This window comes from Escherichia sp. E1130 (genome assembly GCF_005781065.1).
Taxonomy (GTDB): domain Bacteria; phylum Pseudomonadota; class Gammaproteobacteria; order Enterobacterales; family Enterobacteriaceae; genus Escherichia.
Map to the genome: position 1 here is coordinate 21,145 of NZ_VATL01000034.1, position 12,405 is coordinate 33,549.

The following is a 12,405-nucleotide window of genomic DNA, read 5'->3' on the forward strand; positions in this document are numbered from 1 at the left end:
CGGAGCGGATTAACGAGAGGTTTTAAAGGGCGAATAGCCTACATCGTGAGAAATACCCATCAGAGGATTGCCGGATGCCGGAATATCTGTCACGCGCATACCCTGGGGAGTGTTTTCGAAGGTCACTTTCAGTTCACTTCTCTGCGCACCGGGTGTCGCCGCACGATCAAGAACATTTGGGTTTCTGTTTAACGGTACGGAGGGACGATAGCGGCCTTCCGGAATGGCGTTGTCAATGCCAAGGATCTCTTTCAGCCGGGGAATAAACCCATTGTAGCCACGCTCGCGCTCTTTCGCCTGCATCTTTTGCACAGCAAAAGAACCCACGTCCATCCCGGCATCTTTCGCCCCTTGCTCCATATCCTGCAGTTCTTTAAAGAGAGACACGGCAACACCAATTGTCAGAGTCATGACTCCCATTTTGCCGATTTTACCCAGCAGGCCAGATAGCTGGTCTGCCAGCAGCACGGACTGACGCAAGGAACCAATCGTATTAACCGTAAATGAACCCGCCATTACCAGACCGACACCTTTGATCACCGTTTCCCAGCCTCCCATTGCCTGTGCGACTTTATCCACCTCCTGCCATACCTCCTTGATAACCGGACCAACCTCATCCCAGTTATCAATAATCAGCATGGCCCCCGCAGCTAGGGCTGCTATGGCTATTTTTGCCGGAGACAAATTGATAACGCTGTTAAGGATTTTAATCGCCCGGGACAAGGTGCCGATCGATACACCAACAGCCAGCAATGCGGCACCAAACTTAGCCACAGACTGCACCAGCTCCGGGTTAGCCCGTACAAATTCCCTGACATGCTCCAGATAAGGCATAACCGCTTTAGCGGCCTCGTTGATGGCTGGCAGGAAAGTATCGCCAAGCGTCACAGAAATCGCGTTGACACTATTTTTCAGCAGGGTCAGCTGGTTTTCCGTCGTGGCGGCACGTGAGGCATATTCCTTCTGCATTGAGCCGCCATACTCCTGAACGTCTCCGACACGTTTAAAGTTGGTGCGCAGCAGATCCAGATTGGTCAGCAAGGGAGCTATCGCGCTGAGAGATTCCTTGCCGAACAGCGCGTTCATGACGGCGGCCTGCTTAGCTTTTGGCACCTTCGCCAACGAGTCCAGCACCTTCAGCATGGCGCCGCGGGAATCCTTCTGCATATCCTCAGCGAGTTTCTTCGGATTCAGCTTTAGGAAAGCCATCGCCTGCTTCTGTGCCTTCGTGGCAGAATTGCCTGCAGTCAGCGATAGCATAAAGTTTTTGATGCCGGTTGAGGCTATCTCTGACTCCACCCCCATCCCGGCGATGGTGGCCCCCATTGCCGCAATTTCTCCGGAGGCTACCCCGGCAACACTACCCAGCGGCCCAATCCGCGTAACGATGTCCGATATTTTCTTCGCGTTAGCTGGGCCGGTATTCCCCAGATAGTTAATTTTATCGGCGAGGACAACGACATCATCCTGCGTCAGCTTAAATGCCGTGCGCCATTGCGCCATCATCTGGCCCGATTCTTCGGCGGTGGTATCAAATGCCACCCCCATCTTCACCGCATCACTGGCGAACTGCATCAGATCGTTTTGGGCGATACCGGCCTGACCACCAGCAGCGACAATTTCTGCAATCCCTTCCGCCGCCATCGGTAGCTGGGTGGAAAGCGTCAGAATGTCGTCGCTCATCTGCGCAAAGGCTTTTTTATCGTCCAGGCCGTCAACTACCTTACGGATGTCGGCCATTTTTGATTCAAAACCAATCGCGGAGTTTATTGGCATCGCCAGCGCACCGAGAATCGCGGTACCGGCCGCCGCAGCCCCCAGCGCCAGACCGGCCATTTCCTTCTGGAACCCCTTCAGCTCCCGCTGCATCCCTTTCAGCGGGCCGGATAGCTGATCAACGGCGGTGATGATGGCCTTTAACTGGAAACTGTCAGCCATGCTTTATTTCCTCATTAATGCGGACGGCCTCCGATTCCAGCTCCAGAAATTCAGATATGGCCGCCCGCCGGAGCTCAATGGGGTTTAGTCGCCAGAAGTGAGCGGTGTTGTAGAGCCGGTTTCTGAGGTTGTCTCCCCCGCCGATTGAGTAAAAAAATTGAGGATCAGCATGCTGGCCTTGAAAATATCGAGTTTCGCCAGTTTCGCCGCGGACGAACGTGGGATACCCGCCAGCAGCGGGATATATTTCAGAGCAACGGAGCTGTCAATTTTAATCGCGCCCTCCGAGGAAACCGTAAACGGGAAACCGATCGCTTCGATTTCGTCATATGACGGTTCACGCAGTTCCAGCACATGCAGTTTTTCGTTATGAGCCATGATCGGCTCTTTAAGCTTCAGCTCTTTTGTCATTGGTAAAATCCTTCTTCACCGTGGAATTCCAGATCCACCGTGCCCTCTTCGGGGTTATGGTTAGCTTCGCCGTGCAGCCAGGCATTGGAAAGCACGTACACCTGACCGTTAGCCAGCTCAGATGTGATGGTCATGACATCAGACGAGGTGATTTTGTCGACGGGAAAGTTTTTCGGAACTTTGGCAGTGACCTTCGTATACGCTGCGCGGCTCGTTTCTTTGTAATCAACAGATCCGTCCAGGCCGATCACGTCATCACGGACTTTGGTGTTCATGGGGACTTCAATGCCGCCGGTAACTGATAGCTGCTGGCCGTCGATTTTGAAATAGGTCGTTCCCGCAATCTTTGCCATTATGCGGCCTCCTCGTTGTACTGCAGGCGGAACTGATTAAGCACAGCAAACACGCGCAGCTGGTTGACATAATCTGGCGGGAACAGCACATCCAGACGGTTCGGATCGTTCGCGTTGCGCTCAACGATCAGGTATTTCTGGAACAGGTCAAAGTTCTCGACAATCCCCTCACGTTCAAGCTGACGGTAGGTTGAGCCAAGCTCACCGCGAATAACCGCAGGCGTGACAATCGCCTGGCCAGGGCCAAAACGCGTTCCATCATTGGCAAGTTTATGACGACCGTATTTGCTGGTGATCACCGATTTTAGTCGGCGCAGCACATAGGCGCTGGTATGCAATGTTTCGCTGTCGAGGTAACTGTTGTCTGCCACGCCATACGCATTGGTCTTATAGGTGGTGATGTCACGCTGGATGCGCAGCACGCCGGATTCCGTATAAGCGGTCGCAATGCCATGTGTCAGCAGTGACTGCTGCTCAGTGATGGTAAAGCGTTTGCCGGTCGGCGCAGGCAGAGCGCCAGTGAGTTCTCCAGTCTGTGTCGGACGGGCAGGGTCGATGCGCAGGAATACCGCTGCGCGCGCCAGGCGGTAACCCACCAGCTCATCCACAGACGTTTGCACCTCTGTTTCGTACCCAGCAATAGTGATGTGCTGATAATTGAACGTATCGCCATAGGCCACCAGGTCAGACAGTGAACCCGTTTTAGCGGTATACACATGACCATACAGCTGGCGGATATAGCTCCAGCGCCCGGAGCTGTCGTTCATTTCAACGGCCATCATCTGAAGCGAACTGGGGTCATTGAACGGCAGCCCGATATAGTCGAACGGCTCATCGCCCATAGCAGCGATCGTCGCCGACAAATCCGCATCGCCTGCGCCGCCACTCATTTTGCCGATCTGGATGCTCAGGCCGACAGGGATCTCTTCACCGCTGGCGGTACCGTAGTAATTCAGGGTTAATGGGATCGTGTTGCCCACCGACCCGCTGTTCACAGCAGAAAGGATAACCGTGCCCTGCGCTTCCCCGGCAGAAGTCGTCTGATATTCCGCGCTGACAGGCAAATCGGGGTTATTATTGATAATGCTCAGCATGGCCTGTGCCACCTGATCGCCAGTGTCCCCCGTTGCCACTGTCACCTGTACCTTACGGGTGCCAATGTAGAGGTTCACGGTACCCGCATCGGTCGCTGTGCCGGTAATGGTAATGGTGCCCGTAGCCGCTTCACCATTATCAGGAACGGCAATCACCCAGAGTTCACCAAATGGATTAACCTGGCGGTATGCCTCAACCATGCGCGCCAGCTGGCTGCCACGGCCCGCCATTTTTTTAGCTAAATCCTTCGATGGCATGATCACCAGCTGATTCAGTGGCATATCCGATTCAGGCAGCGCCATCCCGATGAGCAAAGACGGCGCACTGTCCTGCGCGGTATTTGCGGCACTGTTATCCATTTCAGCATAAAATAGTGGCACCCGGTTATCAGCCGGGATGGTGCTAAAGCTTACGGTCATTTTTATCCCCTTTACGCGAGATTTTCTCAATATCGCCAGCAGCTTCGCGGCGATACCAGTAGGCGTTTACTTCCACATTTCGCCCAGATTCAGGCAAAAGATCACCGCGGGTCGGATCCGGAACAGATCGCCCCCTTTTGGGTTTCACAAACATTATTTTTTCCAGGTAGAAGATTACGGGAAGGTGATTTCGGTGTGGTGCTCAATATTACCGTCTGGCCCGCCGCCGGGGTCGATATAGTCCACATCGATACTGAGTGTCTTCAGATCTTCCAGCGCGTCGAGATCATCCTGCTGGCGGGAGTCAGCCTCATCGATCTCATATTTCACCGTGAAGTCGAACTGGTAATAAAGTTCATAGCGGTTCAGCTCCAGCAACATACCACCAGCGTACTGAATTTCATGGGCGTCAGGATCCGGGCACCATCCCAGAAGCGCTTTCCAGATTTCATGACGCACATCATGCACCGCATCATAGGATGCCCACTGGCCTTTTTCGTCACGCTCATTACTGAGAACGACGATCACAGAAAATCCCTCTGTCAAATCCTGCCAGTAGTCAGTCTGGGAGCGTTGTTCCCCGGTTACATCCTCCGCCGGTACCACATAGGCGGCGGGAAGCTTCAGTTTTCCGGCATCCGGGATCGCCTTAAACTGCGCGGCACCACCCACCCGATGTTCAAAACGCGGGCAGCGGGCGCGCAGTGCGGCCACAATCGGCGTTAGTTTCATTTCTTTTTCCTTCTCTGAGGACGCAGGGACTTGCGCAACTCACGCGACAGCACATACCGTGTCCAGCTGCGACGACGCTCCAGTACCTCGGTCATGTAGTTATTACGTGGAGCAATTTTCCAGCCACTACCACCAGACGCACCGCGATGATGACCTTTTTTACGCTTAGCGCCGCGCCGCACACCGTAAAACAGAAACGCCGGATAAAAGGCCCCGGAAATATGGCGATTCCCCTCGCCGTTCTTCTGGTTGGGTGCAATTTTCACCATCAGGCCCGGACGTCGTTTGGAGGCACGGGGAACGTAATAACCTATTGAGCGGGCCAGTTTCCCTGTACGGTATGCCGGGTTTTCGCCGGGCGCAGAGCGTCCCCGACGCATGACCAGACGGCGGGCATCCCGCATATGCACCTGACCTATGGTGACAAACGCCCGGCGCATGCGGGCGCGATTGAAAACCAACTCTTTCGGTTGTTCAAAATCAACGTGTAAAAATGCTTTGTTCTGCATAGCTGGCCCCTCGATCCGTACCAAGCTCCTCACATTCCAGCAGCAGATAACGCCGTCTGCTGTTCAGATCGCGCACGCGGCGAATGCGATAAACTTGCCCTTCGCAGAACACCTCATGATCGGCGGTTATCTTCGCTCGCCAGCGGATCGTGAAATAATGCGTTACGGTATTTTCCGTCTGTACAGAGCCCTGATAAGCCGCTGCGCCGGGCTGGGCTAACTTCGCCCAAGTTCGGATCTCATCCGGGTACGTGGGAGATACACCAAAATCATCATTCGGCTCATCCACCCGCAGGCGAATCGCTATCCGCTTATCCAGCTCGCCCGGGTCAGGCAAAAGGTAGGTGGCGCTGGTCTGCGCCTGTCGCAGTTTCATAGCGGGATATACCTGTAAGGCCCAACCAGCCAGTTAAAGCTCATCGGCAACTCAAGCTTTTCAACCTCGGTGACCGTTGAGCGGTTCTCGTAGAAGTGGGTGACCAGCAACAGTAGCGCCAGCTTGATTTCATCCGGCATCACCAGGCCATCGGGATCGTCTTCTGGCAAATCGGCTGCCGTTGCATAAAGCCTGCGGTTGAGGAAGTTTTCCGTCCGGCTCTGCACCGCCTGCCCCATCAGTTCCAGCAGACTGTCTTCATCGGTGAAATCCTCGTCCAGCCTGAGCTGGGCTTTGATTTCCTCCATTTTGAGCAGCATAAATCCTCCTGTGCCCGCCGGAAGCGGGCACAAAAAAACCGCGTTAAGCGGCATACGATATTCCGTCAGGAGTTATCAGCTGCTGGTGCTGCCTTTGCCCACCAGCGCTTTAATGGCAGAAGTGTCTTCCAGAATGCAGTCGAAGCGATGAAACGCCAGGAAGCCGGTCTGGTCGAATTCAGCGTAACGCTCCACCAGGCGCTTCAGGATCATGTAGCGCACGCGACGGATAATGAAGCGGTCAAAGTCACCGCAGAACATGAACTTTTTACCCGCCCCGATATCATCAATCTCCTGATCGATAACATATGGCACGTTCAGCACCGAAGCCGGAGCCACGCCAACAATGTCCGGCAACCACAGCGGGCGGCCCTGACCATCTTCCATTTCGCTGATAAGTTTCAGGGTGCTGTCATTGAAAGCAAGGCGGAACTTCGGCCCGCGGCGATAAGCCGGGTCGATGCTGTGTTTGAGCGCCAGAATTTCCTGCCATTTCACCGCCGTTGCAGCGGCTGTCTGGATGGTGCCGGTCACAGATACCGCCAAACCTTTCGGCTGCTTCGGCGTACCAGCGCCAGTTCCCTGAATCAGATAGCGGGCTTCACCGCGCCCAATACGTTCCGCGATACGGCGGGCAAGATAGGCTTCCATATCGATCGCGCTGTCCTGCAGCAGTTCGTTAGATACGCGAATGATTTTAGAGGTCATTTTCAGCGCACCCAGGCTGTCCATGCCAAATTCGGTATCTTCTTCACCGGCTTCTTCGTTCTCGCCCAGCAACACACCCACCTCAGCAGTACCATCGGCGGTAGCCCACTCCATGGTGCGGCCATCAGAGGTTGTCAGGATCTGTGCTACGCTGGCGATACCACCGTAAGCCTTCATCTGCTCGACCACTTTCGCGAGGAAGGTATCCGGCACGGTGTAGCCGCCCTTTTCATCCGGCGCGACGCCCTGAGCACGCAGTTCACGCAGGGCCTTACGCTCTTCAGCAGTCAGCTCGCTGGCGCCGTGGCGCATCCATTTATCAAAAATCTGTCCGCGCTGTTCGTCCGGCTTTTTACCGTTATCCTTATCCAGATTGTCGCGCTGTTCATCGCTTTTATCATCAATGTATTTCTGATCCATATCGCGCAACTCTTCTTCGCGGGCAATACGCTCATCCAGCCCTTCCAGCTCGGATTTAGCCTTATTCCACTCAGTGCGCTGCTCATCAGTCCAGGTGTTATCCCCGATCTTTTCGTTCAGTGCACGCATTTCGGTCGCGATGGTGTTGCGCTTTTGTTTCATTTCATGAAGCTTCATGGATGTTTCCTTATGCATTAAGAAGTGTCAGGACGCGCTCGCGCGCCATTCGTTGGTTAATGGCAAGCTTCAGCGCGCCGCTGTCGCGAGCTTCCTGCCAGGCTTTCAGGGAGCGAACCCCGGAATCTGCTTCCTGGTACGCCGGATACGTTACGGGGCTGACATCAAAGAGACGCGAGAAGCGCGAAATCTCACGGATGACGACGCCCTCTTCATCCTCATACCAGCGCTCGCCGTCCCGGGCGACCCGGAAGGCAAAACTTGACTGATTGATGTCGCCGCGCAGCATCGGTGCCAGCACCAGATCGCGAATGGTCTGGGTGTCGGGTGCTTCGATGTCATAACGTAAACCACGCTCATCGGTCGAAACCGTCAGCGTGCCGGACGCACTGCGCCCCAGGATAAAGTTAGGATCATGGTTGAACAGGCCGCGCACATCGTCGCCCAGCACATCATCAAACGCGCCTGGCTTAATAATCTCGCGGAACCCCCATAGCGGTTCAGATCGCGAATTGAACACCGAGCCATAACCGATAATGCGCGTCGGCTGCTGATCATGCTGCTCGGCCCTGACCTCGCCGCTGTAGCAGCGTGTTTCCCGATCGTCACTCATCGGAATTGCCCTCCGTTTTATCGTCGTCTTTAAAATCTTTTGCCGGGTCGGCAGCGTTAACGCTCACCAGCATCTCGTCGAGCCCTTCTTTAGGGTTCATATCCTCAAAGGCGCGGGCCTCGTTGCGGCTCATCCAGCCATCGGTGATGGCAAAATGGTAGAACTGAGCACGCTCTTTCGGCGTGCCGCGCAGCAGGCCTGTCAGGTTAAAGCGGACGTAATATCCGGCCTCCCGTTCGGCCCGGGTGAACAGGCGACGGTTTATCTCCTGCTCCCAGTTCGTCACCCAGGGCATCATGGTGTAGCGCACAAACTGAATGGCCTGCTCGGAGATATTGGAGAATGTCGCTTTTTCCAGGTCGTTGATCATGTGTGCCGGTACGTTGAAAATTCCGGCAATCATTGAGCGGTTAAGCTTCATCATGTCGATGAGCTGTGCATCAACGGGGGAGACGGTCAGTGCTTTATAGTCAAGCTCTGCCGGCAGCAGCATGGTTCTGTTTTCCTGGCTGCGCAGCATGGCAGAGGCTTTCTGCCACATCTTTTTGAGACGATCCCAGGAGTTATCGTTAAGCTCCCCTTTTACCGACACAATCCCCGCCGGGCGGGCGTTTCCGCTAAAAAAGCTCTCGGTATATTTCTGCCCGCTCATCCCCATACCGATCGTTTCAGCGTGCTGGAGAATCGGACTCAGCCCCATCTTCTGATTATTCCCCAGCGCCCGGATGTGGATCATGTCGTCAGGGCTGATAGCAAAAGAGCCCTCTTCGTTGTACATGCCGTAGGTGTAGCGCCCGCCGGTATTCAGCAGGGTCGTTTCCCATGGCATGCAGGCTTCAAGCTGGATAACTTCACCCCGGCGATTACGCTTTACGTGGGTGTAGCCATTCCCCCAGCCGAGGATATGACGCTGTTTCAGCTCGCGCCATTTGTAGCTGGTTTGCCAGTCGTTCGGCTCATCATGAACCAGATAAAAAACGGGATGATCCCGCGCCGGCTCCACAAACTTCCCGGTTCGCCGCATAACGTGTAGTGGCATCTGGGCAACGTTGGAGGAAATGACGTAAATACAGGCATACACCGCCGCCAGCTTCATCGCCGTTTTGGGGTTAACGATCACATCACCGTTAAAAATGCCGTCGTTTTCGGCTGCTTCTGCAGTCAACGGAACAGCAGGATTTTCAAGCGAGTTGCTTCTGAACATGGCATTAATCAGCATTTTGATCCCCTTGCTGCCAGCAGCGCCCATAACAGAAGCCCGGCACCGCCAGCCATAAGCGCAGCCGCGGCGCCGTATTTGAGATAAATACCGCCCACCAGCGCGCCAAAGCCCGACAGCCCGGCAACATCGATAATTAGTGATTTCACAGGAATAAAACGTCCTCGTCTGGATCGAGATTGGAGAGAAAATCTTTCGGCTCATTCAGCATCGCGCGGCCAACCCCCATCATCAGGCCAACTGCGCCATCGATTTTGTTTCCAGCCCCCTCTTTCACCGGACGTACAACATCATCACTACCCGGTAAATACTTGCCGACCACGTTAGAAATGCACCAGGTCATCAGCGGATTACCGTCATGATGGAAGCGTCCAGCAGCTATCGCGGCCTCAATCTCCCGCATCGGGTCGCTCATGTTGGTGTAGTTCTGGGTGATGGTGACGGGCTCCAGCCCTTCATCCTGCAACATATGGGAAAGGCCGGTGGCGCCATAGGGGTCAATCGGGCTCGCCGCTATTTTCACCGTATCCCGTAAATTCAGGATCGCTTCGTAAATAAGGCGATAATCCACCTCTGCCCCGTCAGAGGGAACCAGCACGCCCTGATTAACAAAGGACTGGTAACGGTCGGCGATCGTTTTCAGCGCCGGATCCGTAGCGTAGACGGTGTCTTCCGGCACCCAGAATAGAGGCGATACGCAGTAATAATGGCTTACCCCGTCGATTTCACGGCGGAAAACTGGTACCACCGCGTTAAGGTCGAGTTTTGAAGCCAGATCTATGCCGAGATAACACTCTTCCCCCGCAAAATCCGACAGCTTCAGCGTTTTATCTGCTGCTGCCATCCACTTCTGCAGGTTGTAGTAGGCGGCTTTCGAACTCACCCACTTGTTAAAGTGTTTGGTGAGGATCTTGTTGGTCTGGCTGGGGGTGGATATGGCCAGCAGCTGTTTAGCCCTGAGGAAGCCTTCCTTTATCGACACACCGTAGTTTGGGTTTGCCTTTATCAGCGCTTCCGGCTTTGTCCAGTCGTCTTCATCATCAAGGGTATAGATGATGCCAAATATGGCCTCGTTTTCGCCTTCTTCCCTGATGCGCTCCAGTATTTCAACCACCTGAGCACGCTTTTCATAGCAGGGGGAGGAAATGTCATACCCTGCGGTGGTAATGATGAGCGTTACAGGCTGCTCACGCGCGCCCATACCCGTTGTCATAGTGGTATAGAGCGCGTCGGTATCATGCTCGTGATACTCATCGATAATTGCGCAGGATGGTGAATCACCGTCCCCCGGGTCACCGATGATTGGCGCAAAAACGGAACCATCCGGACGGGTCATCCGTTTAGCCCAGGGCTTAATACTGAATTTCTGGCGCAGCGACGGGAGCTTTTTCACCATCGCCAGCGCCGGTGCAAACACCTTCCACGCCTGCTTCTCAGTCGTGGCGCCGCAGTAGACTTCAGCGGCATACTCACCATCGGCGCAAAACATGTAATTGCCGATCGCCGCCGCTATCGCGGATTTACCGTTTTTACGCGGCACCTCGATGTAGATTTCAGTAAAGCGGCGAAACCCGGTGTCTTTGCGTACCCAGCCAAAAGGAACACCTAGGGAGAATTTTTGCCAGGGCTCAAACTCTATCCTGAGCTTTCGCCGCGCCCACTCCCCGGAGGTGTGGGGCATCTTCTGAGAAAATCTTAAAAAACGTTCAGCCTTATTCTTATCGAAACGATAGGGCCAGTTTGGATCCTTCGCGCGTTCGAGATCATCCAGGTGACGCTGACAGGAAAGAATGGTTAACCGACATGCCAGAATCTTCCCGTTCACGACGTCCCGCGCATACTGGTTCGCCGCATTGACGTTCGGATATGTAGCCATCAATCAAACTCATCGAATTCATTCCCTGCATCGTCCGGATCATTCTTACCGCTGGTCATGCGTAGTCGACTCAGTGGGTCAAGTCCGAGAAGCGAACCCAGACGGGCAACCTGAGAAACAGAGTCATTTCTGACGTTAATAGCGGGGTGTTTCTTCTCGCCGCCCATCTCACTGGAGACGGTCAGCCCCTCTTTTGCGATAACTTTTTCGGCTTCAATCATCAGATGAAACGCATTGCAGTACGCGAGAAGGATCGGCGCATCCTCGACCTCGAACACACCCCGCTCAATTAAAATTTTGCTCTGGGTTTTCCATAACCGGATCGCCACATCCCCCATCAATTCAGGAGGCGGTGCAATTCTGGTCAGTTTGCTGGTTTGCCCTGTGGGTAAATTTCTTTTTCGACCGCCGCCGGAAGATCGCACAACACTACCCATTAAAACCTCCGATTCAATAGGCGAAACCTTCCGGAAAAAAGTTTCTTATTTTGGGCGCGTAAAAATTTGACGAGGCGGGCAGTCCGGGAAGGCAAAGGCGGGAGAGATTTTACCCCGCCCCCCTGCTGCGCCCTTCGCGGGCCGTCTTCGCCCTGTGGCAGGCGGCGCACAGGCTCTGAAGGTTGCCATCGTCGTCCGTACCACCCTGAGATTTAGGAATGATGTGGTCAACATGCTTTGCCACAACTGCCACCCCCTGCCTGCGGTGCTCACAGCACAGCCCACCATCACGCGCAAGTATCCGCATACGACGCCGATCCCAGATCGTGCCATAACCGCGCTGGTGGCGGGTCTGACCGGGCTTGTACTGCTGCCAGCCATCCCCCTTGTGCTCGTCACAGTAGCCGCTACGGTCCGTTGTGGTATTCCTGCATCCTCGTTTTCTACAGGCTTTTGGCGTTCTCGGCGGCATAGCTTCCCGTTCCAGATACAGCAGCTTCGGCTGAATTGATGCCATAAAGACGAATATCGATCACGTCAAGGCCAGCTGATGGAGCATATTCATTATGTTCCTGCGCCATTGCAGTAATCTGCTGGAGCAGCGTTCTGTATTTACTCGCAGCATCTTCAATGCAATCTGCTGCAGAGTGATTAAGCACAAGTGAACCATCAATCAGATATGAAGATTCTGATAATGAAATGGCAGCTTTAATGTTACTTAACGTATCGAGTTTGCAGTTGATACGCCGGCGCAGCACTGTACAGCGGCCAATATACTCATAGTTCGGCTCGTTCATTTTCA

At 54.3% G+C, this 12,405-nt stretch carries 17 protein-coding genes; all 17 read right to left on the reverse strand.

Annotated elements, in window-relative coordinates:
• Positions 1-9: 9 nt before the first annotated feature.
• The 17 genes from FEK66_RS22850 to FEK66_RS22925 all read right to left on the reverse strand — a co-directional run bounded on the left by FEK66_RS22850 (position 10) and on the right by FEK66_RS22925 (position 12,400).
• Positions 10-1,938, reverse strand: coding sequence for a phage tail tape measure protein (locus tag FEK66_RS22850; protein ID WP_138211564.1), 1,929 nt, complete (start codon positions 1,936-1,938; stop codon positions 10-12).
• Between the two features lie 84 nt (positions 1,939-2,022).
• Positions 2,023-2,349, reverse strand: coding sequence for a phage tail assembly protein (locus tag FEK66_RS22855; protein WP_138211565.1), 327 nt, complete (start codon positions 2,347-2,349; stop codon positions 2,023-2,025).
• Positions 2,346-2,702 (reverse strand): phage tail tube protein, encoded by a 357-nt coding sequence (locus tag FEK66_RS22860; protein ID WP_138211566.1) that lies wholly within the window; start codon positions 2,700-2,702, stop codon positions 2,346-2,348. Before FEK66_RS22860 ends, FEK66_RS22855 begins: the two co-directional genes overlap by 4 nt.
• Positions 2,702-4,216, reverse strand: coding sequence for a phage tail sheath subtilisin-like domain-containing protein (locus tag FEK66_RS22865; protein ID WP_138211567.1), 1,515 nt, complete (start codon positions 4,214-4,216; stop codon positions 2,702-2,704). The genes FEK66_RS22860 and FEK66_RS22865 overlap by 1 nt, the downstream gene beginning before the upstream one ends.
• A complete protein-coding gene (locus FEK66_RS22870; protein WP_138211568.1) occupies positions 4,200-4,370 on the reverse strand; it encodes a DUF2635 domain-containing protein in 171 nt (56 codons plus the stop codon). Before FEK66_RS22870 ends, FEK66_RS22865 begins: the two co-directional genes overlap by 17 nt.
• A 20-nt stretch (positions 4,371-4,390) precedes the next feature.
• Positions 4,391-4,948: a hypothetical protein gene (locus FEK66_RS22875; protein WP_138211569.1), complete on the reverse strand. Its 558-nt coding sequence runs from the start codon at positions 4,946-4,948 to the stop codon at positions 4,391-4,393.
• Positions 4,945-5,457 (reverse strand): hypothetical protein, encoded by a 513-nt coding sequence (locus FEK66_RS22880; RefSeq protein ID WP_138211570.1) that lies wholly within the window; start codon positions 5,455-5,457, stop codon positions 4,945-4,947. The genes FEK66_RS22875 and FEK66_RS22880 overlap by 4 nt, the downstream gene beginning before the upstream one ends.
• Positions 5,429-5,833 (reverse strand): phage head closure protein, encoded by a 405-nt coding sequence (locus FEK66_RS22885; RefSeq protein WP_138211571.1) that lies wholly within the window; start codon positions 5,831-5,833, stop codon positions 5,429-5,431. Before FEK66_RS22885 ends, FEK66_RS22880 begins: the two co-directional genes overlap by 29 nt.
• Complete coding sequence (locus FEK66_RS22890) at positions 5,830-6,153, reverse strand: head-tail connector protein (RefSeq protein ID WP_138211572.1); 324 nt, start codon at positions 6,151-6,153, stop codon at positions 5,830-5,832. Before FEK66_RS22890 ends, FEK66_RS22885 begins: the two co-directional genes overlap by 4 nt.
• 75 nt (positions 6,154-6,228) lie before the next feature.
• Positions 6,229-7,458: a phage major capsid protein gene (locus FEK66_RS22895; protein ID WP_138211573.1), complete on the reverse strand. Its 1,230-nt coding sequence runs from the start codon at positions 7,456-7,458 to the stop codon at positions 6,229-6,231.
• A 10-nt stretch (positions 7,459-7,468) separates the two neighbouring features.
• Positions 7,469-8,071 carry an HK97 family phage prohead protease gene (locus FEK66_RS22900; RefSeq protein WP_138211574.1) on the reverse strand — a complete coding sequence of 201 codons (603 nt, stop codon included), beginning with the start codon at positions 8,069-8,071 and terminating at the stop codon, positions 7,469-7,471.
• Positions 8,064-9,290 (reverse strand): phage portal protein, encoded by a 1,227-nt coding sequence (locus FEK66_RS22905; protein WP_138211575.1) that lies wholly within the window; start codon positions 9,288-9,290, stop codon positions 8,064-8,066. The genes FEK66_RS22900 and FEK66_RS22905 overlap by 8 nt, the downstream gene beginning before the upstream one ends.
• Positions 9,284-9,439, reverse strand: coding sequence for a hypothetical protein (locus tag FEK66_RS25755; protein ID WP_171023575.1), 156 nt, complete (start codon positions 9,437-9,439; stop codon positions 9,284-9,286). Before FEK66_RS25755 ends, FEK66_RS22905 begins: the two co-directional genes overlap by 7 nt.
• A complete protein-coding gene (locus FEK66_RS22910) occupies positions 9,436-11,166 on the reverse strand; it encodes a terminase TerL endonuclease subunit (protein WP_138211576.1) in 1,731 nt (576 codons plus the stop codon). Before FEK66_RS22910 ends, FEK66_RS25755 begins: the two co-directional genes overlap by 4 nt.
• Positions 11,166-11,603, reverse strand: coding sequence for a phage terminase small subunit P27 family (locus tag FEK66_RS22915; RefSeq protein WP_057515444.1), 438 nt, complete (start codon positions 11,601-11,603; stop codon positions 11,166-11,168). Before FEK66_RS22915 ends, FEK66_RS22910 begins: the two co-directional genes overlap by 1 nt.
• Positions 11,604-11,712: 109 nt before the next feature.
• Entirely contained in the window at positions 11,713-12,075 is a 363-nt protein-coding gene (locus tag FEK66_RS22920; protein ID WP_138211577.1) for an HNH endonuclease signature motif containing protein, read from the reverse strand.
• On the reverse strand, positions 12,047-12,400 hold the full coding sequence (locus FEK66_RS22925; RefSeq protein ID WP_138211578.1) for a hypothetical protein: 354 nt from the start codon (positions 12,398-12,400) through the stop codon (positions 12,047-12,049). Before FEK66_RS22925 ends, FEK66_RS22920 begins: the two co-directional genes overlap by 29 nt.
• Positions 12,401-12,405: the final 5 nt, after the last annotated feature.